The organism is Okeania sp. SIO2C2, assembly GCF_010692625.1.
In the GTDB taxonomy this organism is placed as follows: Bacteria; Cyanobacteriota; Cyanobacteriia; order Cyanobacteriales; family Microcoleaceae; genus Okeania; species Okeania hirsuta.
This window is the reverse complement of sequence record NZ_JAAHGM010000068.1, coordinates 1-23,541: the sequence shown is the minus strand read 5'-3', so window position 1 is coordinate 23,541 and position 23,541 is coordinate 1. Positions and strand designations below refer to the sequence as shown.

Sequence of the window (23,541 nt, the reverse complement as noted above, 5' to 3'; positions counted from 1 at the left end):
CTCCTTGAGAGTAGGGAGTAGGGAGTAGGGAGTAGGGTGAAAAGAGATAAGATATCTTGGTTTAATGCCGATAATCGTTATAAACATTACTAAACGATTATTATTACTTAATAACTGAAGTTCATCGGAAGTATAGCATTATTTTTGGGAATTGGTATAAGAAAAAACAGGATAACTTTACCTCAATCAATAATATTGAGACAAAAAAGAGAATGTTGAGCTGATTTTGAAAGTTTTTTTATGACTCCAAACTTTTACTGTGACAATACTAACGGTGTCACATTGATGTTTTTCTCCGAACTATTCAATTTAGTTCTATTTTGGCTCTTTTTGTATATATTATGGTCAATTTATTTCTGTCTGTTAGTACAGTTAATATACTGCAAAATTACTGGTTTTCATTTGTTTCTGTTCTATATATATTCTGACTCATTAATTTCTTTCCAAAGAAATATACGCTAATAGCAATATTTAACGACCATATACTGGAGGTGTTGTATGAGCAGAAAAAAACTTCAAGTTCTATATGTCTTTCAGAAGAAGGTATTAAAAAAGTAAATATAGCTAGAATCAAAAAAAGTTGGAAAAAAAACACAAAAAGAGTGGTATGAATCAGCATTTGTTTCAATATAAACATTGAAGCGCTTTATGAGTAGCACATCTATTTCTCCTGATTCTTTCAAAAAGTTGTCTGAAGTTGTAGGAATAGAAGACTGGCATTCCCTTGTTAATTGGCCTCTAAGTCAATCTTTTACTCAGAAAAAATCAAAATTCAAAGCTGGAGTAGGTATAACTGGCATTTTTACTTCAGACAAAAAGCTGGAAGTAGAAATTGCTTTGGAGTATTTGAAGCAACTTTTAATTAATTGCAAATTTGTTATACTATTTCTCAAAAACTTTTCTATATTTTCTTGAGTAGGGTACCTACTCCTAACTCCTACCAGGAGGTGAATCAAACATAATAATAATTGATATTAACTTACCTTAAAGTAGCAAAAAAGTTATTCTATATAAGTTAATTACTTAATAACTGAAGTTCTCATGAAGTATAGCATTATTTTTGGGAATTGGTATTATTTACAATGATGATAATTTAGCACAATAATATAGTTTCCAAACTTCTTGGGAAAGCTTAAACTATTGTTTTTTATCGCCCAGTTGTATCACTTTTTTCACTGAGTGATATTGTTAAATTAACACTCCCCCAATCAAATCAAATTAAATAGCTTCTGATCAAATTAGTCCAATTGTGGTGATGGTTCAATGTAATCCTGTGGTCAAGCAAAAATATATAGCCTATAGTTAATTAATCTATTTTTTTGCTTAATTAAATTTAGATATTACTTCATTAAAACCTGAGTCGCAAAATTTTCATTTCTTGTGGGAGAGAGAACTCTTGCTTTTAAAATAGCAGCTCCCAAAAAAGCATAAGAAATTACTCCTACAAATGCCAAAAGAAATATATTTAAAATCCCAGAAGCATTCCATAAAGCATGAAGAATAGATGCGGTAAAATAACCAACTCCCAAAATCAACCAACTATTACGACGTCTTAAAACACTTAACCCAATAAAATAACCAAAATAACCACTATAAGCCATGTGTCCAGCTACTGAACCTAAAATTCTGGGAATTAACAATTGTAATCCTACCAATTGACCCGCATCTACTCCCAATTGTAAACTAGCACTATCCACAATACTCGGAACATATTGTCCCAGAGTTTCTAATAAAGTAAATCCTACTGCAGAAGCTGTTCCTAATAAAATTCCATCTAAAGGTTCCCAAACACCAATTTTATTTCGCCAGGGATCAGGTAAATTACGACCTATTAATAGTACTAAAAACACAGGTAATGCTTTTAACAACTCCTCCATTAATCCCGCGCCAAAAAACATTCTAATCAGGAAATCAAGAAAGCCAACTTGCTCAGGATTTACTGATATATCACCAGGAAGTATAAAACGAAATACTACAATAAATAATGTCAAAATTGGACTTAATAAGATAATAACAGTTGTTAAAGCTACTCCGAATAATACCCACCAAGGTTTCTGTTTGCCACAAAGTTGATAAACGAAATAATAAGCAGCAGTAGCAATATAAGCTGCTAATAAAAAATTGAAAGCTATTGCTCTACCCACGGTTAAAAACATTAAAATCACAAAAAATACAGTGATAATACCTGGATAAAGATAGGCTTTTTTAGCTAATTGCTTTCCTGTGGAGGCAATAGGAAATAACTGGGTCAAAGTTATCGACTCAGTATCTTCAACATCTTCAACATTAGGAACAGAATTGACAGGAAGTGAAGTAGAGTTTACTGATTGTGATACTGATAAGGTTGATTTTTGGTAGGATAAATTATCGAAGATGAATTCTGGTCCTTTGTAACCCAGACGAATACGATCGCCCACCTGTAAAATTTGACTTCCCTGTATTCTTCGTCCATTAATATAAGTACCATTAGAACTATTGAGGTCGTAAATTTCCCATACTAAACCAGTAGTTTTGGCCTGTTTGGTATGAATACGAATTAGGGCATGACGGCGAGAAACCGTTGTATAAAATTTTGTCTCTAGGACAATTTGACACTTGGGATCGCGTCCTAGCACTATCTCCTCTGTCTCAGATAGATACTTTTTTATGAGCTTTTCCTCGTATACCCCTCTTGTAGACAGTTGTCGCAGAAATGCCATTTTTTAGATATCTTTAAAATTTTTAGTCAAAATAATTATTGATAAGCAATGAACAATTAATTGTCAATTAGATATAGCGCCGTGCGCAGGCAACAGGCAACAGGAAACAGCTTATCTGGGGGAATAAAAAACCGATAATATAAGATTTTAGCTATTGGACACCTCTTGTAATTTGTAAATATGCCAGCGCACATTGCTATACAGCATATTTCATATCAGTGGGGTACATCTGTTGTGGGCAAGATGCCCACACTACGAAGACTTTATCATCAATATTTGTACCTCATATACCTGCAATCTGCTGTATTGTCCATTGTTTATTGCTTAACTAGCGATCCGTATTTTCCGTACCAGAATGCTCCGCAAAAAGCACTCAGCTTTCAGAGTGCTAAAAGCTTGGGTTTAAATCCCTGACTTCTAGCTTGTCGTTTAATTATAGGAGATGTCCCGTATCCCGTTCTGGCACGTTAAAAAAAGTAATCTTGCTGAGTGCTGAGTGCTGACCGCTTCTTTAATTTCTACTGATTCGCCTTAGCGTCTTGAATTGCTAAATAAAAGAGTAAAGTAGCTAGAGGAATGCTCAGACTCAAAATTATCCCTGTTACTAGACCACCTAATTCTGGTTCCCCAGAAGATAACTCAAAAATAGAACCAACTGCTGCGATCGCTGCTATACAAGACCCACCCAAAAGCAATGTTGATTTAGGAGTTCCTACCATAACTTTCTTCTCCAAAAATATTGACTGTTTTAATTTTTTATGATAAGCACTAAAGTTAAGAACTAATAAATCTTAAACTTCTGGACTATTGCTTTTGTATTAGACATCTGGTAAAAATCAAAAATATAGCAGGAAACAGGAAACAGGTAACAGGCAACAGGCAACAGTGGGAAAAGAATTTCTCTGTCTAAGATTCATCATCAACTCGTTCCTTCCTATAAAATCAATTACTGTACATAAATCATCAATTAGGGTTTGCTGATGAAAAGTCTTTTTGCTGGGGTAGGAGACAACCCACCCGCTGGCCCCCCCAGGAGGGGGAGACAGGAGACTGGAGACTGGAGAAATGGATCGGGAGCGAGGAGGTAGGAGTAAGAATTGTCAATTTGGGATTTTTCTGCCCAACTATGAGCCTAAAATACGCTCCATGCATGAGCATCAACAGCTAAAAACCAGGTACTGCAATTCGACCCCAAAAAGGCACTTGTCTTTATATGTCAATGCTTTTAGATTAGATCGGTAAGCCCCAATTATTTCCCCCTACTCTGTACGGACTTTGTATGCAACGTCCCTATTACTCCCTATTCCTAGATGTCTATTAGACATATGGTAAAAATCAAAAATCAAATCAATTCTGATCAAGAAATTATCAATTTTTCCTCCCTGTTGCCTGTTGCCTCTTTTCTGGAAATGTCTATTAATTTTGCGAGACTTTAAGCAATAGATTTGACAGCTTTAGGAGAGAACTTATGCTTAGTCAACTCTTCATTCAGTGCCAATTTATTTTCTACTCGGTCTACAAACAGCACCCCTTGAAGATGGTCCATTTCATGCTGAATTGCTCTAGATAATAATTCTTTAGCCTGAAGGGTTTTCGGACGACCATTTTCATCTTTGTAGGCAACTTCAATTATTGCGGGACGTTTAACATCTAAATAAACCCCAGGAATACTCAGACACCCTTCTTGGAAAAGACAAACTTCTTTACCATACCTTTTAATCGTAGGATTAATCAAAACTAGAGGGGGCGTAGCAGCATTATCTAGCTCGCAGTCTATAACAATTACTTGTTTTTGGACAGCCACCTGGGGTGCAGCTAGACCAATACCATCAGCACTATACATAGTTTGGAGCATTTCTCGTATCAGCTTCCGAATATCATCATCTACCTTAGTCACACGCTTTGCTGACTGACGCAAAGAGCGATCGCCCAAATAATGTATTTCCAAAGGTGGGTTCTCTAATTTTTCCTTCTTAACTAGAATTTCAGAATTTGTCATAATTTTACAATATCAAAGTAATGGCTAAATTTTAAACAAAGGTACTTTTTGAACCTCTTTCTATCCTAATAGACATCTCCAGAAAAGAGGGAACAGGGAATAGGGAACAGGGAACAGGGAACAGGGAACAGGGAGAAATAATTGACAATTTATATATAAGAATTGATTTTATTTTTAATTTCCGGAGATGTCTAATAGAAAATACACGGCCTCTGAGCCATGAATAGTCAAGTTAACTTATCACATCCAACTCAAAATCAAAGTCCTGATCTCAATTAATCAAAACCCCCCTGAGTCCTAAATTAATATTTTTTTGCTTCTAACTTCTAAGTTTTGACTTTTGACTTTTAACTTTTGACTGAGTCCCAGATTAATCAATATTTTTTGACTTTTAACTTTTAACTTTTGACTTCTAATGTCTTGGCAGGTTTAGTCCCAATATAATTGATATAAAACCTAACCTCTAGCAAAACTTACCCGTAAAATTATAGGCATAACTTCTCTTTCCTAATGTTTCCAGCTTTTTATAGATATTACAAAAACTTAACAAATTAATTGTCTGTCAAAAAAATCAAAATTAAAAATTATATGAATAATGATTCAAACTCTTCTTCAGCTAATTCTCAAAACACCAGTCCTACCTCAGAAAATTCTAATGGCACAAAAGCAGCGATCGCTCCTGTAAAAACACCAATAGAGCAATTAAACTTGGTAGAAAATGAAATAGAACAAATGTTACCCTCCTCTCCCACACAACTTAATGGTTTGGCGAACAATCAAGGAGATGAAGGGCCAAAAAATCGAATAGCGTCCATTGTCTCCCTGACAGCAATTGCCGTAATGATTCTGGGGTTAGCCATAGATAATGTGCTGCTTGGTTATAGCAGTGCGGTTGTGGCAATGGTAGCTTCCATCAGAATGATTTGGCCTAGTTGGGGTAAAGTCTGGAAAACCCTCATTCCTCCAGTTTGGCGTAATCTGATTATTGCTTGCTTTGGTATCTTGGCCGCTATTGTTGGTTTACTGATGTTAAGTGGAGCAAACCAAGAACCAGGTACTCGTAATATTCAGATTAACTGGGATGCCATTGGAGCGGTGGGCGAACTCATCGGAGCTTTGGGTCAAATCTTAATTGCGATTATTGCTGTATATGTAGCTTGGCGACAATACGTTATTTCCAAAGATTTGACCATTCAGCAAAACCGCATCACTCAACAACAAACCATTGATGCTTACTTTCAAGGAGTTTCCGATCTGGCAATGGATGAAAAAGGTTTATTGGAAGATTGGCCACAGGAAAGAGCGATCGCTGAAGGACGTACAGCAGCTATTATTAAAAGTGTAGATGGAGAAGGTAAAGCGAAAATTCTCAGATTTTTATCTCAGTCTAGACTAATAACGCCGATTAAGCGCGATCGCCAACTTGGTCGGCCTATTTTAGATGGTAATGGAGGTTATGCGGAAGATAGGGAATATGGTATTCGTGTGATTGACTTAGGAGTAATGTTAGCAGGAGCTGACCTGACAAAAACAGATTTGCGGTGGACAGAATTAAGTGATGCTAATCTTGTTAGAGCTAATCTTAGTGATTGTGACTTAGTAAAAGCTAATTTTTCTCGTACTATTTTGTATGAAGCAAGTCTGGTAGGTGCTGACTTGAGGGGAGCGAGATTTTTCTATGGTAATGCGGAAACTGCTACTCCTCGCAGTCGTACTCATGTACCTAACTATCAAACAGGTATTTGTACTGGTGCAGTGGTAGAAAATGTTGACTTTAATGGAGTCAAACGGTTGTCTGACGAACAACGTTATTATTGTTGTGCTTGGTCTGGGGAAAAAAGTAGAAGAAAGATACCAGGTGGTTGTGAAGGTATTCCGAATAAGTTGGGACGTTAGAAGAAGGAGTCAGTCCTCAGTCCTCAGTCCTCAGTCCTCAGGAGTCAGGAGAAAGGAGTTATGTCAAATCCGGTTGAATACTTATTAGAATTCTTGAGAGATGGGGAGGTGGGGAGATAGAAGTGGGGATAGAATTATCAACATATACTGTATAACCGGACTCTATATCAGGAGTCGGCAGAAAGGAAGGACGAGAGTGGGAATTATCTAGTGCAGGATGGCAGAAATAACTAACCAGTTACAAAATCCTAAAAGCCTTGCCAATCAATACTTTTGACTGTCAGATATGCGTCTTACATTCTGAGGAAACCTCAGAATTACGCAATCGCTTTTGATTTTTGACTTTTAGACATCTGGTAAAAATCAAAAATCAAATCAATTCTCACACATAAATTATCAATTCTTTCTCCCTACTACCTACTGCCTCTTTTCTGGAGATGTCTTTTGACTTCCGCGTAGCGGCACTAGGTTTGTCTGCATAAGTCTTGAAAATATTAAATCCCTCCTGAAGTCTGAGCTTCAAGAGGTATACCGAGATATTTGGGAAGTCTATCAACTCAACTAGCGTCAGCTTGCCGTCAGACTCTGAGTATTACTTGCCGATCGCCATCCAGTTAAGATGCCAACAGCGTTCGTTAGCATAATCGGGAGTCAGATCTACATTCTTGTATATGTACACGCGGAATCCTGTCGGTGATGCCTTGTAGATTGAAGTAGCGCCCATCGTCGTCCAGTGGTTACTCTTGCCAGCGATAGAAGTGAAGTAAAGTGGGGTTTCGGTAAATCCTGCTCCACTGGTATCGATATCCAAATAAATCCCCTTTTGGTTGTAGTTAACCCAGGATGTCTCGCATGGAGTAGTCGAACCGCTAGCAATCTTGTATTCAGTTGCTGCCAACAGAGGTATGCTCTCCAGTTCCCCAGCTACAGCATTAACTGGCCATGCCAATGTGATGCACAACACAGCGCATAGCGCTATCAACGTACCTAATATCTTTTTGATGTTCATATTTTTCTTATCCTTAACTATTATTCGTCTATTCGTCAACTTTTGGGTAACTGCTAAAAGCAACTTCTCTACCTCGAACACCGAGATGCCGATGCCAAAGTATATAGAGATTCCTTGTTCTTTTCAGTCCCCCTATATATCTAAATACTGTACTTTAATTTGGCTGAGTCGGATAATAATTACTTGTTTATTTTACTTATGTATCTTTTTTATTTTTTTTACTTTACTTATGTATCTTTTGCTACCACTCTAACTTCTGACTTCAGCTCCCATTTCCCAAGCTGCTTGAAAGAAATCTCGTTCGCAGAGCATGGCATAACAGTAGTTTGATTCTGCTTCTTGAGTATTGTCTGCGTAACTGTCTATCACTTTCTCGAGCTTTTGCGTCAAATGTTCAAAATCCTGACTGCTGTAAGTACGAATCCATTCAGAATATTGATGCTCTGGGATTTCTGGTGTAGCTAACTGTTGTCCCAAAAAAGTATAAAGTCGCATACAAGGAGTCATTGCTGCAGCGATCGCTCCAATATTATTACTCCAAGCTGTTGCTAGCAGAAAATCTGTGTAACGCCGTGTAGAAAATCCTGGCGTAATAGTTTCTAGGTTGACTCCCCATTTTGCAGCATAGTTTTGATGCAGTTGTAGTTCTTCTTTTACCCCACCTGCGAGAGTATGAAACAATTCAAATATTTTCCAGTCTGGGGACTTAGCTGCAGCAATACTGTAAGCACGGGCAAATGCTCTGAGGAAAAAAGCATCTTGTCCCACATAATAGGCAAAACTTTTATGAGGCAGTGTACCGTCAGCAATTCCTTGCACAAAAGGATGGGATAAACAGACTGTTGCTAATTGTTGACTTATTTTCCATAAATTATTTGATAAGCTGTTTTGCATTGAAACCATATATCTAAATTTTTGTCAAAGGGAATAGGGAATAGGGAATCTAAACTATTCTTAGCTTATCATATTTTCTATAAATTCATTCAGTGGTATTATATGATGTTTTAGTTTAAGCTTATGTAAGCATTTCCTGCGGAATGCTGCGCAAACAGCCGTCAGCCATCAGCTATCAGCTATTACTTTTAGTGTACGAGTAAAGCTTTATTAATTGTCTTACTACAAAAGTTGCTTCCTTTGACCTTAAAGTCAGTTGTTAGTTTAAACACTGTTCTTAAGGAGAAAGTTTTGTTGCTGAAAGCTGACTGCTAATAGCTGAATGCTTACAAGATTATTCCACCAATTTCATAAATGTAGATACAGCAAATTGCAGATAGATGAGGTACAAATATAAATGGTAAAGTGAATGCAAGTGCGGGCATCTTGCCCGCGACTGGTATACTAATATGAAATACGCTGTATGTTCTATAAAACATCTCTACAGGAGTACCTCGAAAAGGCTGATATGATTTCTGGAAAAATCTATTTTAATAGGAAAGTATAGTTTATTACTGAAAAATTGTGGTTTAAAGCCTCCCCTTTTAAAGGGATAATAAAGAAAAATTTTCCTTTAAGTCAATCCTCTTCTTTTCAAGGAGAGATAATTGTTAATTATTCATTATTAATTATTAATTGTTGAACTTTTCCTTCTTTTATGAAATATTCTATAGTAATTCCTATTTATAATGAAGAGAAAAATCTCCCTGAATTATATCGGCGTATGAGTGCCATTCTGAATAGAATGGATGGAGATATAGAATTAATTTTAATTAATGATGGGAGTCGCGATCGCTCTCTACAAATACTCCGAGAATTACATCAACAAGACTCTCGAATTTGTTACTTAAGTTTTGCCCGTAATTTCGGACATCAAATTGCTGTTACTGCTGGTTTAAATTTTGCTAGGGGGAAAGCTATTGTAGTTTTAGATGGAGATTTGCAAGACCCACCAGAATTAATTCCAGACTTAATTGAACAGTGGCGACAAGGTTATCAAGTTGTCTATGCTCAACGCACAAAAAGACATCAAGAAAGTTGGTTAAAAAAGTTGCCTGCTTTTCTATATTATCGGATTTTAAAACATTTAGCAGATGTGGATATTCCCATTGATACGGGAGATTTTTGTTTAATGGATAGATGTGTGGTAGATGTGTTGAATAAAATGCCAGAAACTAATCGTTATATTCGAGGTTTAAGAGCATGGGTTGGTTTTAAACAAACAGCAATTAAATTTGAGCGCGAACCTCGTTTTGCTGGTGATATTCAATATACTTTTGCTAAGTCTTTAGCTTTAGCAATTAATGGTTTAGTCTCTTTTTCTAAAGTACCTTTACGACTTTCTACTTATATAGGATTATTTGCTGCTTGTATTGCTTTATTGATGGCTTGTTTAGTTTTATATTGGCGGATTTTTTATCCAGATTCACCATTAACTGGTTTGGCAACAATTATCATGGCAATATTCTTTTTAGGAGCAGTACAATTAGTAAGTATTGGAATTTTAGGAGAATATATCGGACGTATTTATGAAGAAGTGAAAGGTAGACCTCTTTATACTTTATCTGAAGTGGCAGGATTTGAGGATAAGAATTAATACCATCAGGACTTACGCATACAACTCCCTTGAAAACGACATATGTAGGGGCGAATAGCATTCGCCCTCAATGGCATTTGCCCTAAATTGATGAGGGAAGCGGTTTCTTACTCATTTTTAGAGAACTGACTGAAGTATACGTGCTAACAAACGAATTCCATCAGAATTTTTCATATCTTCCCAGGAAAGTGCCCAACCTTCAGATGCTGTTATTAACGATTCATCAAGTTCTGGGTGAAACTGGGTAGTTAGTGCTTTCCGGCCGTTATCCCAATAAATACCGGTTGCTGCCACCTCACATAACGGATCGCCACTTTGAGTATGTGTTGAAGCTAAAATTTCGACACCAATGGGTGCATCCATTAGGCTTTGTAGGTCTAGTATCGAGGCCGCTTCAAGGCTGTAAGCAGTTATCGCATGGTGAATTTGCTGATAGGCCCAACATACGAACCGCATTGATTCTTCTGATACTTCGTTGCCATGAAATGCCTGAATGTGCAGATTGTTCTCGTACTGGAGTGCTACATCAATGATGGCATCAAAACGTTTTGCTACTACACGATATGCCTCCGTGATTTGAGTCGGAACATGAGGAATCTCAAGATCCCGGTAGGGGTATAAACGTGTATTAGAATGGCTAATTTCTTCATTCTTAGCAACTGCAAACGATTCATCATTCCAAGATTGGGCGACAGTACCATAACTCTTTTCGACCTTCAGGCGATTTGCCACCTCGGCAATGCGACGACTGACAGCAACAAACGCTGGTTGTTGTGATTTTTCTAGACGATCCACAGATTCACGGATTAATTCTACATGGGCCTGCGCCGTAAGCTGATGAGATAGACAAATGCCAATGAAAGGCACCTGTTTTAAGAGGAATTCAACAATCAGTTGCGTAGCATCTGAACGAGGAAATGCTGGCGAAAAAGTATCTTTTACATGAACATCCGGTTCGCCCCCTTCCAATACTATAAGTTTGGCTACGCTTGCCAGGGAAGCAAAGCGCTTTAGGTCAGAAATACCATGCTTCCAAGCGGGCACAATAAGGGTAGGTAAACCCAGTATCTGATCGACAATATAGGCCACGTTCTCTGATGCAATGACCCCAACTTTATCCTTGGGTCGTTCGCCAACATGCTCCCAGGGTTCAATAACTACAACACTTTCTGCAATTTCTCCAGGATCGACCAGAGAAAGATCGTCTACATGACGACCCCAGGTAGGACGACGGTCACCGAGAGGATTTGGTGTATTACGTTCAGCGAGAAAAGCATCAATTAAAACTTGACTAGATTTAGACATTTATAGTGCCTCTGATTTTATTAGGACTTATATTTTACAATTTTTCTGAGTGCAGCCTTAATTCCTTAACAAAAAAATCAGAAGGTTTTAGATCGGTAATTTCAATGACACAATTATGCGTCCAGAACAACTGAATTCTAGCATTTCGGATATTTTTCCACCATCTTGGGGTCTGGTATCGCGCGATCAGCGACAAGAAGAGGATTGACTCAAAGGAAAATTTTTCTCTATTATCCCTTTAAAAGGGGAGGCTTTAAACCACAATTTTTCGGTAAATAAAGCTTTTAGCCTTTTTCGACTCTAAAAAAGTGCGCCTGTTTTAATTCCCTTACCCTCAAAAATTCAGAATTTGGGGGTGAGGGGGGGAAGAAAAATCAAAGAAAAATTATTCCTCCTACTTTCTCTGTCTTCCCACCCTCCCCAAACTTCCCACACTCCCCACCCTCTCAACACTTAGCCCTATTTAATTTTTGGGCGAAAGTATGAACAATCGCATGGTTTCCTATATTCCTCAAGCTGCTAACCGTCAGACTCCGAATCGGATAAATGAAGTTGTGATAAAATTAAACATTATTTTCTGGAGTAACTTATGATATCGACCAAATCTTTGCCTTTGAGTTGGGAAGAACTACAACAACTCGCCACATTTGAGCGAGATACCATTAACGGACCAACCAATTCCCAAGCAAGATTGCGGCTGTTTGGACAAGCCGAATCAGATGTGCGAGTTACTCTTTATCGCGATCATCATGCTTGGTGTCCTTATTGTCAAAAAGTGTGGCTGTGGTTAGAGGAAAAGCAGATTCCCTATCGTATCGATAAAGTGACTATGTTCTGTTATGGAACCAAAGAAAAGTGGTATAAGCAAAAAGTGCGATCGGGAATGCTTCCTGCGCTAGAACTTGACGGTCAGTTAATTACAGAAAGTGATAATATCTTATTAGCATTAGAAAACGCATTTGGTCCATTAAATCGGGTGGGGATGGGCGATCGCCGAGCGCTGCCTCTGCGCCAGCTAGAACGCCTACTCTTTCGCGGTTGGTGTAGTTGGTTGTGCTACCCCACGCGATCGCAAAGGGACGAACAACGCAGTCGAGATCAATTTACCACCATCGTGGCTCAAGTTGAAGCAGCTCTTGCCAGTACTCCAGGATCTTATTTTCTGGAAGAATTTGGTATAGTTGATTTGGTTTTTACTCCATACATCGAGCGGATGAATGCCAGTCTCTACTACTACAAAGGCTATTCATTGCGGGAAGAAAACCCAAAGCTCTCTGATTGGTTTGATGCTATGGAAACCCGATCCACCTATCGAGGGACACAAAGCGATTTTCATACCCATGCCCACGATTTACCACCGCAAATGGGTGGATGTTATCCTAACCAAGAATCTCAAACTGAGATTAATCAAAAACGAGTCGATTGCGGTCCTTGGTTCGGATTACCAGATGTGATGTATCCAGAACCCGAAACGTCTCGAGCAGAAGCTCTGCACCGGGCGATAAAGCATCGTCATAATATCATTCGCGTTAATCCAGCCGACGATCGCCTTTTTGATGAAGCCTTGCGTTGTGCTCTGACTTACATGATAACAGGAGAACTCTGTCCGCCACCATCTGCTTCCGTTCCAGCCCTGCGCTACCTGCGCGATCGCATTAGTGTACCGAGAGATATGTCCATATATGCCGCCAAACGACTGAGAGAAGCATTAGAAACCACGGCAGCTCTATCTGGCGATCGCCAAGGAATACCCATTCCGGTTCGCGATCGGCGCGATCAAAATCCAGCTAATTTCACCCAAATTTAATAATGGAGTGTGAATTCCACTCTTCAAATCTTTGATTGCAGAGGGGATGAGAGCGACTCCCTATTTTATTTTTAATAAAGGACATGGGTGCTGAGGAAGACGTGCAGATAGATGGACGCGGGGAGGGGGAGACAGGTCAAAGCGGAGAGAGGAAGACGCGCAGATAGATGGACGCGGGGGTTTTCTAATCATGAATAGAGCGAGTAGATTGAATGAATTACTCAATTATCCAATCTCCGCGTCCCCGTGTCACCGCGCCCCCGTGTCAAATCTTATTTGCTTGACAATAGAAAACTTATCGTTCCGAAAATTTTATCTAAAGATGTGTATATATCCATGTTCTGTTCGCTGAATTTCAATTCCTTAACAAACAGATCGGAAGGTTTTAAATCGGTAATTTCAATAAAGTCTGCTTCCAAATACTTGATCTTATACTCTTCTTGAACTTGAGCAATAGTTTTATAATCACTAAAAGCCATTAATAACCCCTATTTTATCAGGACTTACGCAGAACCACCATATTTGGTAGGGGCAAATGGCATTTGCCCTCTACAGATAGCGTATTATTCATAATTTGCATAATATCATGTCCGCTTAATTAGGGATAAAAAAATTTTTCCTTGTAATACCCTATTTTTATTCCTCTTCTCCGCTCTAACTCCTATACGGACTCCATTCGCAGCTTTGCGTTAGCAAATGCCATTCGCCCCTAAGACTTCCTAATGGCTTTGTTGCATGAAAGTAGTGATAGAACATCCATTCCGCAGTTATATCGCTCTGTTGAGATTGATGTTCTATGGATCTGTTGGACAATAGTTATTGCTCTGCTAATTCACGATCGCTCTGTTGAGATTGATGTTCTATGGATCTATTGGACAATAGTTATTGCTCTGCTAATTCACGATCGCTCTGTTGAGATTGATGTTCTATGGATCTATTGAACAATAGTTATTGCTCTGCTAATTGGCGTTCGCTCTATTGAGATTGATGTTCTATGGATCTATTGGACAATAGTTATATCAAATCCGTTGGCTTCGGAGTAATATAATTCTGTCGTCGTCTTACAATGCTTAAGGGCGAATGCCATTCGCCCCTACAATATAGACTCTTACCTTTGAATACTGAAACGCTGTAGTGTCATCACACTACCTTCACCCCCCCAATAGATTTATGCTGATAAGCAGTGCTACCTTTTTTCACCCCCTTCATCCTCCAACTCTAAAAAAACATCTTCATAAATAGCATTTAGCGATAACGTGATTCCCAAACTCATCAACTCAATCGTGTCACCTTCACTGTAGGGAATGAATCGCCACTCTCCAACAGCATCCCGCCGAAAAATCTCAACCGTTTTGGTTTCAGAACTCACTAAAACATATTCTTGTAGCGTTGAGAGACGACGGTACAGGGCGAACTTACCACCGCGGTCGTAAGCCTCCGTACTCGGAGAAAGCACCTCAATAATGACACAGGGATAGCGGATGAATTGTCGGGCGGTACGATCGCGCTCATCGCAGCTAATACTAAGGTCTGGATAGGTAAACGGTCCTTCGTCAGTAATGCCCACCTTGGCATCAGAGTTACGCACCTTGCAGCGCCCCCGTAACGGTTCTCGTAACAGGGTTGCCAAATTTAGGGCAATATCTGCATGGGGCAACGTTCCCCCTGCCATTGCAAACACTTCCCCATTAAAATATTCGTAGCGTAGTGGTTGTTGGACTTCCCATTCCAAATATTCTTGTGGTGTTAAACGGGGGACAACTCTGGTAGTAGCTTGTGTCATGGCATATTATCCAAAAAATATGTTTATATTTTAGGCGATAGATTTTCATCAAAAAGTAATTTTGTGCAGATAACGATCGCCAAGCCGTCCGGTTTAGCACAAGGCTAGGCAGGGAAACGTTCAAAGATGAGTTGAGTTAATCCTGTGGTACGTTCGCGCTTTGTTAACACAGCTTACTGCTGTAGCTAGATTGCTTCCGCAAAGGGTTTTGGTGCGTTACGCAGGAGCTGAGATTATCCATTGATTAATAGATTTTTCCCCTGCTAACGCACCCTGTATGATCGGCGATCGCACTTAGGTGCTTCTGATATCTGTAATTTGAGAAATCTTCTCCATACTGTGTTGAGAAGCGAAATGGACTACAACATTCTGGGAACAATGGCTCAAATTTGTCAAGCTCTTGTTTTCAAAAAAATTACGCTATATCTTGGTTTTAACTATTACAATTAAACCTACTATCTCCTGTTTCTGGCGTTTTCATGAATATGGCAGCAATAGGAGAGATCGAACCCACTTCCCCTTGGTCGATCTCCACGCGAGAACCCATCAAGTCTAATGTTTCGTACTGATCATCAGTCAGACCCGCCCATGCCTCATAGACATCTGGATACTTGAAGTCAGGACGATACGTCTGGAAAGTAATGGCAATTAGTTCCGGGATATTGAAACTATATAGTTTTCCATCGACAATCATATTCTGTCCGTCTGACGTTGTTTGCAAAGTGCCGCTAAACCGACATTGCTTCTCTCTTAGTTGACAAGCATTATCACTATTTGCCATTGAATTCACTGTGTCAATACACAGTGTGGTCTGTTGGTCAAAAGTCGATTGATTTACACTAACATATTCTCCTATAAGCTTTTGCGGATTATCCCCATTAGCAATCGCATCTGCTGGGAAAAACAAAAGAGCAGCCAAGATAGTTGCTAGTAAGGTAGTCAAGGGAAATCGTTTCCAAATTTTCATCGCGTTAACGTCAGTTAAAATTAACAAAACTGTACCGTATGGTATTACAAACTGCAACCAAATAAGTTAGTAGCTATGGAGCAGATATTCTGTCTGCTCTATATTTGCCATCGAGCGGCGATGCTAAGAGCATCGGTGCTTGCCTAATAATGTCAGAACTTACGCATGAGTAACGCAAATTCCACGTTTTAGATTGCTTCGCAGTCCCTCGAATGACAGAAACACGTTGTTCTGTGTAAGTCCTAAATGTCTAATACACATCGTAATAGATCGCCCCTCACCTGACCCACAATCGTTATAAAAATACACAAACTTCACATAACTGGCATCTCTCTAGCAGAACATTTGAGATAGGTCCCTTGCCCCAAATGCTGTAGCTTGGGATAACAACTCCGGTAATTCCCCTCGCTCACAAACAACCACATAATAGGAGTACGCCGGTTTTAGGGCGGTGGGGGCAAGGAGCATAACCATCAGTGTAAATAATCAAGCCATCATAATCCCGGTGTTCCTCCAGATACGCCAAAACAGGGTCAAAATTCGTCCCGCCTCATTCCGTTAACTGGACTTACCATTAGGCCTGATGGAAAGTAATCACGTCAGTTGTAATCTCAGCATCAATAGGATACATTTATGATAAGGAAGGAAATTAGGATTTGCAATCTGGAATACCAATGCCAAGAAAAATTAGGGAGCTAAAAGCACAAATTGCTCGTGAAGGCTTTGTCTATTTGCCCAAACGCGGTAAAGGGAGTCAGGAACGATGGAAACATCCTTTACTCAAAAAAACTTTAACGATTCCGGAGAAAGATGCTGGAAATGTTCCCCTTTATAGAGAAACAACTAACACAGTTATTAGCTGAATTAGCTGAAATCGAAACACAATAGGAGGACAAACAAGATGATTCAATATAGTATGCTCGTTCAATGGTCTGAGGAGGATCGGCTTTTTTTAGTGACAATTCCAGAGTTTAGCGATCGCGTCCTCATGCCTTGCACTCATGGAAAAACTCGCGGAGAAGCGATTCAGAATGGAGAAGAAGTTATCGTTCTGTATTTGGAAGCGTGGGAGGTTGAAGGAGAATCTATTCCTCAACCCAGTACGCTGAAAACTGTTGTCAAAAACTAGCAGGATCTCATTGTGCAGAATTAGCTTTCAGATAAGCCCCCTGCCCCAGATGCTGTAGGTTTGGATAACAACTCCGGTAATTCCCCTCGCTCACAAACAACCACATAATACGAGTACGCCGATTTTGTGGCGGTGCGGGGCAAGAAGCATAACCATCAGTGTAAATAATCAGACCATCATAATCCCGGTGTTCCTCTGCTCCATTGTGTAGTTCGTATTTAACGGTCGCGTTTTCCGAATACCAGTCCACAAATTCATCGAATGATACGGGTGTGGTTAGAAGGGGCAGCTTTTTCGGTAACACAAGGCGGCGAATTTTGCCCAAAGGACGGTAAAATTTGCGATCGCTGACCAATTCCACCTCATCCACTACATAAGTCGCCCCCTCTTCCCGCAAACTGCGAGGAAACTGCACATTTAATTCTGGATTATATCCCTCAGAAATCACCCGGATTCGCAATTTTCCTGAAATCTTCTCACAGCGTAATAAAACCCCACTGGTGGCTTCTGTTACAGTTTCCAATTCTTCTGTTTGTTCGGGTGATTTTGGAGAATTACGTTCGCGCAGCGTTCGTCCGTGAGAATCCCTCGACAAAACTTTATCTCGTAATGTATAGCTGACAATTCCTGCCCCATCAACATAAGTTCTAGGATTCAAATAGCCAAAATAGTCTTGTCCTTGCCTGATAAAATTCTCACTAGGGCGGCCAAACTGCGATCGCTCAAACCCTTCATTAAAGCCAAATCGTTCAGTTTGTTTCCCATCCACCCAAATCATTCTCTGAAATGTTCCATTTTTGAACGCAAGGCGAGCGTGTTGCTTCTGATGAGTATATTGGCTCAAATAATTAAATTTAACTTCCTCAGCCAGAATAGTCTCTTCTCCCTCCCCTTGCAGGGTTGAGGGGTCGTAGGTAAAAAATCCCGTAAATTGACGGCCTGTTAACGAACCTGAAAGAATCTTAACCGTAAAGTCGTAAGTCATTTTTCCTTGGAGTTCTTTTTTAGGTTGAACCATTTTCGTCTCCTCGTAATACAGCAGGAATGGGTAATGGGTAATCGGCGGTTTACACCTCGATCGCTTCCAAATACTCCGATAAGAAATCGATAAGCTCCATCGATTCAGCGACAAACCCCATGGCATCGCTAAATTTGGGGCTTTGAACCAGAGAATAAAAGTGAGCGATCGCCTCCTGTTGTTTAGCCTTACGGAGATACTGGAGATATTTTAACAGATTTTTGCGGGCATTATCCGCTTTTGTGTCGGGGCAATGCCCGGTATTGAGCCAGAATAATACCTGTTCGTTCAAACTAGCAAAGTCTTGAATATCCAAATCTTTTAGCTGTTTGGAATACTTAGAATATTGCAACAGGAGTTGCTCTGGCCCCAGACCCCATTGGGTAGCCAGGCTTTGGCGAAAGGCTATACTAGCCCGACTCCCCACCATACCAGCAATCAGTTTGAAGTGAATCTCCTCAAGTTTTGTATGGTTGCGAACAAAATCCGCGACTTTGACCCAAGCACGACGATCGGGAGTTTTGATGAGGCCAGCGGTGGCGATCGCTGCATCCGCATCCGGATTGTCACCATCAAGATACTCTGGATGTTGTTGGATAAATGTCAGCACCCGTGAATCGATATCCTGTCCGGCAGCCCAAAGCAGCCAATCTTCCACCGTCGGCACAAACTCGTAGAGATTGAACCGCGACACCAGAGCCGGATCGAGTTCCGTCAGTTGATATTCTTCCCCCGCATTCACCGCAGCAATCACAATACTGCCAGGGGGTAAGGGTTTACCAGCCAAGGTTTTGTTCAGGGTCAGGTCTTGAACCGCCTGCAAAATTTCGGGGCGAGCCCGGTTAAGCTCGTCTAGAAATAGCACCACCGGGCGATCGGGTGCAGGCCACCAGTAGGGGGGTTAAAAAACCGAACGGCCTGTTGTTTCATCTTTATGGAGCAAGCCAATCAAATCCCCAGGATCGCTCATCTGACCCAAAAAGAACGGGATTACGGGCAGGTTCTGACGCTGACGGTAGAAATGGCTAATAATTTCGGATTTGCCAATACCATGTTTGCCCACCAGGAGGATATTTTGCTCCGGTGGGGTCAGTTCCAAAACTTGATAGAGTTCGCGGGCATCAATACGAATCATTTTCTTCGATCTTTATCCTTCTGCAAAATCTTACTTTTGACTTTTGACTTTTGACTTTTGAATTCCGTGAAACGGTGTTTTGAGCTATAAAATCTTACTTTTGACTTTTGACTTTTGACTTTTGAATTCCGTGAAACGGTATTACAAATCCTGATGACGAATCCACTCAGAACGGCGATAACCTCGCTTGAGATTGGTTTTAAAGCGAACGCCGCTGTTGTAAGTCTCGCGGAGAGCCTGAATTGCAGTGCGCAATTTGGGTAGCACCTCCTTGAACTGGTTAAAGGGAATCAAAATCGCAAAGTAGTCTTGCTCAGACAGACGAATAATCAGCTTGAGCTTAATACTATCGACTTCGGTGGCAAAGTCAAATCCATCTTCCTTAGCAATTTTACGCACCTGAGCTAAGATGGCTTGCACCTTCAAGTCTTTCTGCTTTTGGCGCTTGGCAGCCTGAGCTTTTTGCTGGTCAACCCGCTTCAAAAATGCTTGGATCAGGGCAACCACCTCACCAATATCTGAAACGGGGGCGGGCGATCGCTCTCTGCCTAACTCTACCCAGAGCTGTTCCTCCGGACTCCTGAACAAATGTAAATGGGTCTCATTTCGATACCAGCGATCGCTTGATTCTTCCAGCAGAATAGAACAACAGAGAGTGTTGCTGGGGGGCTTGTCTCCATTTGCCCCCCCTTGGAAACGACTATAATGATGACAGTTATCATTCCGCTTAACGCCAGCGAGAGGCTCAACTCTGGCCAACAACTCTTCCGCCAGTTCTCGGGCTTGTTCGGGGTCAACATTAAGGGGTTTTTCCCCCGAAATATTCTCCCGGAGGAGCTTTTGCAAACTTCGTGATGTGATGGACATAAGATAAACGACCTTCTTTAGCTAACATTTGATGACAACAGAAATCACAGGTGGTTTAAAACCTCTCCTTTTAAGGGGAAAAAAGCGGTCGTTAGCGTAGCTTCCCGTAGGGTGGGATGAATGGGTTTCCTAACCATATCCAATCGACCAAGAGAAGAAATAATATTTCCTGATATTCAATTCCGTAACGGTTAAAACCCGAGGTAATTATCAATTATCAATTAATGAATATTCCTAATTTGAGGTTGAGTAGGGTACTGCCTCACCCAACCTACAAAAAAACTAAAACTATTTAGCTGAAATCGTCAGGAATGATACCCAACTCTCGCAGTTTTGCTAGTAAGCGATCGCTTTGTTTTTTAGCTGCTGCTAACTCTTCTTTAACTGCTGCTGCCTCCTGTTGAGCATTGATAGCTTGTTGTTTAGCTGCTGCTGCCTCTTGTTCGGCATTGGTAGCTCGTTGTTCAGCATTGGTAGCTTGTTGTTTAGCTACTGTGGCCTCCTCTTTAGCTACTGTGGCCTCTTCTTTAGCTGCTGCTTCCTTCTCTTCTAGAGTCGGTATCAAATCTCCTTCTGGGGTCATCCACCGCAACCAGAGTCTATCTCTCTTCTGGTAACTACCCTGCCACAAACCCAGACTGAGTTCTACCTCCGGAAGCAACAAACGTCCCTCACATAACTCTGCTCTTTGGTAGCGATCGCCTACTAAATGAAACGCCTGTATTTGATTAGTATAGCGACTGAACGTCACATAATAAGGCACTCGCAAAATGCTCTCATAAACTTCCCATTTAGTAGGAGGTTTTCCCACCTCTCCTATTGTCTCTTCTAAATCTTCATCTTCTGTACCCGGAGATAATAACTCGACTACTACCAACGGGTTAATTTTTTCGTCCCAAACTACATAACTTAAGCGCATATCCGATTGTTCATACCACCTTGGCACTCCCACAACTGCAAACCAGTCTGGGCGTTTGTACCATTTAGGATGTTTGACATCGTAGTAGAGATTCATATCAACCCCACAAAACAAAAGATCGGGAGACCAGTTGCGAGGTTGAAAAGTTTGGTCTAAAAGTTGAGGTTGAAAGTAGTGAAATTGGTCTGGCAAACCAGGAACCTCCGGGTTTTCCCTTGGTAAGTCGTACATGGTAGGCAAAGTTTCTTTTGCTGGCAGTTGTGGTTCATGTTGAACGGATATATTTGTCATATTATTGCTCTCGACATAGTTTTTATAGTTTTAAAAGGGACTATATCTGCGCGTACTTTTTCCCATACTTACAGAGTAACACACTATGCTTGATCAATGCGAACAGAGTTGAAAATTTTTTGATAAATCTAAAGTCAGCATTATATTTTGGCTGAAAGCGATCGCCATGCAAAAATAAAGCAAGTGAGTGAGCATTTCTCCATTTACTCAAAATAATGATACAATAGGAAGCATTCCCAAAACATTTATATTCAGAGAATGAAATGACACAATATCCATATCCCCCACTGGTTTTAGAACCAGAACAGTACGATGCCCTACTCCAATTAGCGACTCAAAAACATCAGACACTCTCTGAAGTAGCTGTGGAAGTAGTGCGTCTGGGATTAGAAACCCTGAAACAAAGAGGCGATAGAACCTCTGGTGAAGGCGATCGCCAATTTCAAAAAGCTTTAGAACGTTTAAATTCCCTCCGAGCAGAAATCTAACAAACTCATGGCATCTATTCTGGCGATCTGGTTGCGGAAGTTAGAACGGAACGAGAAGAGCAAAGGTGGAGGATAATTACAGGGGAACTATGAAAATTGTACCGGGATCAAATATAATTTTGGCTTTAGCGATCGCGCTTCAATACCCTACTAACTCTAAAAAATTACGGCATAATCTCAAAAAATTGACAATGCTTAGGTCGAAATAGCTGAAAATCTCTTCGTTCCAAAGTCAAGAATTTCGTAATTTCCAAACGTTCTGCTATTGCCATGACGCTAGCATCTACACTCATCAATTCTACTGTCTTGATATATAGCGCTGTGCGCAGGCAACAGCTCATCTGGCAACAGCTCCGGAAGGGGGAATAAAAGACCGATAATACAAGACTTTTAGCTATTGGACAGTTCTTGTAATTTGTAAATATGCCAGCGCACATTGCTATATCTCCAAAATTTCTGCCACTCGCAACAAATCTTCTGGAGTTAAAGCTAATATCATAAATCGACTATTCAGCAAATAACGCAAGCTAGTCGCTACCATCATTATACCAACTTCACGACCTACTAAATAAGCAACTTCAGCTAATACTGTTTGGGGTAATAAAATTTGTTGTTGCTGTCTATAAATCTCTGCTACTTCAAGATGTCTATAGCTAGGGAATAGGGAATAGGGAATAGGGAACAGGGAATAGTTGGAAAAACACTTCCTACTCTAAGATTCATCATCAGTCTATGTCCTAACCAATTCTTTCTTAGCTATAATATCTTTTTGATTCATCAAAGCTACAACAAAACCAGTATCTGCTGAGGTGTACCAGGTAGACCCGTTGGGAAGTTGGTTTGGCCCAAAGGCTGCTCATGCACTCATTACAGCAAATGGGGCAGCGATGATGGTTTAACTACAGAGTGAGTCGGTGATGCTAATAAATATTATTATTGATTATGCTAAGAAATATTATTAATTATTGAGATATATCCTACCTTATATCCTACAATAAACCACATCTTCCACAATAAACCACACCTTCTCTCTTTTTCTCCTCACCTTAATCCAAAAAATACATCCTACAATAAACCACACCTTCTCTCTTTATCTCCTCCTCATACCACTTTTTTGCCTTTTCCTGATTCCCTTCTAATTTAGAAGATTCCCATTGTATCATTTTAAACTTTCCTAATATATCCACTTCCCTTTTACTCATATACTTAATATTTCCTTCATACCACACATTTCCTTCTATCCTGCTAGGACCCAGACCATACCCACAAAATTCCTTTATTTTTTCTATATCTCCTATTCCTCCCTTTACCGAAAAATTGGGTTTAAAGCCTCCCCCTAAAAGCTATGCTTTACCCACATCTTTCTTAACATAAAGCTTGACAAAATAGAGGAGTTATGTGTAAGTCTTGGTTCTGCTTTTTCGGGAGAAAAAATGTATGGAAAGATACTTTTTTTTGACAACTTCAGTAGTTTTACTTAACTACTATGATTTTTTCTCCTTTCTCCCCTGCTCCCTACTCCCCTGCTCCCCACAAAGGTTTCAAGACTTATGGGTAAGGGATAGCCCTAAAAGGGGGACTTTATGTTATGCTTAAAAAAGCGGAAAGGTATTCAACCGCTCTAAAAACCTATAGCTACCTAACTTGTAGCGTTTGCACCTTGAAAACTAGAGTTATGGGGTTTTGTACAGGAATGCTT

General features: G+C 40.1%; 23 protein-coding genes. 8 read left to right on the top strand and 15 right to left on the bottom strand.

Annotation, left to right across the window (positions count from 1 at the left end):
• Positions 1-648: 648 nt before the first annotated feature.
• Positions 649-915 (top strand): hypothetical protein, encoded by a 267-nt coding sequence (locus tag F6K18_RS30690; RefSeq protein WP_287526579.1) that lies wholly within the window; start codon positions 649-651, stop codon positions 913-915.
• A 425-nt stretch (positions 916-1,340) separates the two neighbouring features.
• Here F6K18_RS30690 and F6K18_RS30685 read toward each other — a convergent pair whose 3' ends face one another.
• The 3 genes from F6K18_RS30685 to def form a co-directional block, all read right to left on the bottom strand.
• Positions 1,341-2,699 (bottom strand): PrsW family glutamic-type intramembrane protease, encoded by a 1,359-nt coding sequence (locus F6K18_RS30685; protein ID WP_287526577.1) that lies wholly within the window; start codon positions 2,697-2,699, stop codon positions 1,341-1,343.
• A 518-nt stretch (positions 2,700-3,217) separates the two neighbouring features.
• Positions 3,218-3,418: a hypothetical protein gene (locus F6K18_RS30680; RefSeq protein WP_124142883.1), complete on the bottom strand. Its 201-nt coding sequence runs from the start codon at positions 3,416-3,418 to the stop codon at positions 3,218-3,220.
• Between the two features lie 713 nt (positions 3,419-4,131).
• Positions 4,132-4,698, bottom strand: a complete 567-nt coding sequence (gene def, locus F6K18_RS30675; protein ID WP_287526575.1) for a peptide deformylase — start codon at positions 4,696-4,698, stop codon at positions 4,132-4,134.
• Between the two features lie 588 nt (positions 4,699-5,286).
• Between def and F6K18_RS30670 the strand changes: the two genes are divergently transcribed.
• The gene (locus tag F6K18_RS30670) at positions 5,287-6,594 is read left to right on the top strand and encodes a pentapeptide repeat-containing protein (RefSeq protein WP_287526573.1); all 1,308 of its coding nucleotides are present in this window, start codon (positions 5,287-5,289) and stop codon (positions 6,592-6,594) included.
• 592 nt (positions 6,595-7,186) lie between these two features.
• Here F6K18_RS30670 and F6K18_RS30665 read toward each other — a convergent pair.
• Positions 7,187-7,603 carry a hypothetical protein gene (locus tag F6K18_RS30665; protein ID WP_287526570.1) on the bottom strand — a complete coding sequence of 139 codons (417 nt, stop codon included), beginning with the start codon at positions 7,601-7,603 and terminating at the stop codon, positions 7,187-7,189.
• Between the two features lie 249 nt (positions 7,604-7,852).
• Positions 7,853-8,506: a TenA family protein gene (locus F6K18_RS30660; protein ID WP_353735224.1), complete on the bottom strand. Its 654-nt coding sequence runs from the start codon at positions 8,504-8,506 to the stop codon at positions 7,853-7,855.
• 688 nt (positions 8,507-9,194) lie between these two features.
• Here F6K18_RS30660 and F6K18_RS30655 point away from each other — a divergent pair.
• Positions 9,195-10,133 carry a glycosyltransferase family 2 protein gene (locus tag F6K18_RS30655; protein WP_287526567.1) on the top strand — a complete coding sequence of 313 codons (939 nt, stop codon included), beginning with the start codon at positions 9,195-9,197 and terminating at the stop codon, positions 10,131-10,133.
• A 117-nt stretch (positions 10,134-10,250) separates the two neighbouring features.
• On the opposite strand, the gene F6K18_RS30650 is transcribed toward F6K18_RS30655, so the two are convergent.
• Positions 10,251-11,438, bottom strand: a complete 1,188-nt coding sequence (locus tag F6K18_RS30650; RefSeq protein WP_287526564.1) for a hypothetical protein — start codon at positions 11,436-11,438, stop codon at positions 10,251-10,253.
• A gap of 589 nt (positions 11,439-12,027) precedes the next feature.
• Between F6K18_RS30650 and F6K18_RS30645 the strand changes: the two genes are divergently transcribed.
• The gene (locus F6K18_RS30645; RefSeq protein WP_287526562.1) at positions 12,028-13,245 is read left to right on the top strand and encodes a glutathione S-transferase family protein; all 1,218 of its coding nucleotides are present in this window, start codon (positions 12,028-12,030) and stop codon (positions 13,243-13,245) included.
• A gap of 272 nt (positions 13,246-13,517) precedes the next feature.
• Here the strand turns inward: F6K18_RS30645 and F6K18_RS30640 are convergent, their stop codons facing one another.
• On the bottom strand, positions 13,518-13,724 hold the full coding sequence (locus F6K18_RS30640) for a hypothetical protein (RefSeq protein WP_287526560.1): 207 nt from the start codon (positions 13,722-13,724) through the stop codon (positions 13,518-13,520).
• Between the two features lie 243 nt (positions 13,725-13,967).
• Here F6K18_RS30640 and F6K18_RS30635 point away from each other — a divergent pair, with 243 nt between their 5' ends.
• Positions 13,968-14,186 carry a hypothetical protein gene (locus tag F6K18_RS30635; protein WP_287526558.1) on the top strand — a complete coding sequence of 73 codons (219 nt, stop codon included), beginning with the start codon at positions 13,968-13,970 and terminating at the stop codon, positions 14,184-14,186.
• 245 nt (positions 14,187-14,431) lie between these two features.
• Here the strand turns inward: F6K18_RS30635 and F6K18_RS30630 are convergent, their stop codons facing one another.
• Positions 14,432-15,028 (bottom strand): Uma2 family endonuclease, encoded by a 597-nt coding sequence (locus F6K18_RS30630; RefSeq protein ID WP_287526557.1) that lies wholly within the window; start codon positions 15,026-15,028, stop codon positions 14,432-14,434.
• Between the two features lie 433 nt (positions 15,029-15,461).
• Positions 15,462-16,052, bottom strand: a complete 591-nt coding sequence (locus tag F6K18_RS30625) for a hypothetical protein (protein ID WP_287526555.1) — start codon at positions 16,050-16,052, stop codon at positions 15,462-15,464.
• A gap of 617 nt (positions 16,053-16,669) precedes the next feature.
• Here F6K18_RS30625 and F6K18_RS30620 point away from each other — a divergent pair.
• The gene (locus F6K18_RS30620; protein WP_287526553.1) at positions 16,670-16,858 is read left to right on the top strand and encodes a type II toxin-antitoxin system HicA family toxin; all 189 of its coding nucleotides are present in this window, start codon (positions 16,670-16,672) and stop codon (positions 16,856-16,858) included.
• A gap of 38 nt (positions 16,859-16,896) precedes the next feature.
• Positions 16,897-17,124, top strand: a complete 228-nt coding sequence (locus tag F6K18_RS30615; RefSeq protein ID WP_287526551.1) for a type II toxin-antitoxin system HicB family antitoxin — start codon at positions 16,897-16,899, stop codon at positions 17,122-17,124.
• 7 nt (positions 17,125-17,131) lie between these two features.
• Here the strand turns inward: F6K18_RS30615 and F6K18_RS30610 are convergent, their stop codons facing one another.
• From F6K18_RS30610 to F6K18_RS30590, 5 genes are all read right to left on the bottom strand, one after another.
• A complete protein-coding gene (locus tag F6K18_RS30610) occupies positions 17,132-18,142 on the bottom strand; it encodes a hypothetical protein (protein ID WP_287526550.1) in 1,011 nt (336 codons plus the stop codon).
• Between the two features lie 49 nt (positions 18,143-18,191).
• The gene (locus F6K18_RS30605; RefSeq protein WP_287526549.1) at positions 18,192-19,007 is read right to left on the bottom strand and encodes a hypothetical protein; all 816 of its coding nucleotides are present in this window, start codon (positions 19,005-19,007) and stop codon (positions 18,192-18,194) included.
• A 36-nt stretch (positions 19,008-19,043) separates the two neighbouring features.
• Positions 19,044-19,277, bottom strand: a complete 234-nt coding sequence (locus tag F6K18_RS30600) for a hypothetical protein (RefSeq protein WP_287526547.1) — start codon at positions 19,275-19,277, stop codon at positions 19,044-19,046.
• Positions 19,278-19,418: 141 nt separating this feature from the next.
• Positions 19,419-20,144, bottom strand: coding sequence for a hypothetical protein (locus F6K18_RS30595; RefSeq protein WP_287526546.1), 726 nt, complete (start codon positions 20,142-20,144; stop codon positions 19,419-19,421).
• Positions 20,145-20,436: 292 nt separating this feature from the next.
• A complete protein-coding gene (locus tag F6K18_RS30590; RefSeq protein WP_287526545.1) occupies positions 20,437-21,354 on the bottom strand; it encodes a Uma2 family endonuclease in 918 nt (305 codons plus the stop codon).
• A gap of 263 nt (positions 21,355-21,617) precedes the next feature.
• Here F6K18_RS30590 and F6K18_RS30585 point away from each other — a divergent pair, with 263 nt between their 5' ends.
• Positions 21,618-21,842, top strand: a complete 225-nt coding sequence (locus tag F6K18_RS30585) for a hypothetical protein (RefSeq protein WP_287526543.1) — start codon at positions 21,618-21,620, stop codon at positions 21,840-21,842.
• A gap of 164 nt (positions 21,843-22,006) precedes the next feature.
• Here the strand turns inward: F6K18_RS30585 and F6K18_RS30580 are convergent, their stop codons facing one another.
• Positions 22,007-22,183, bottom strand: coding sequence for a hypothetical protein (locus tag F6K18_RS30580; RefSeq protein ID WP_287526541.1), 177 nt, complete (start codon positions 22,181-22,183; stop codon positions 22,007-22,009).
• Positions 22,184-23,541 lie beyond the last annotated feature (1,358 nt).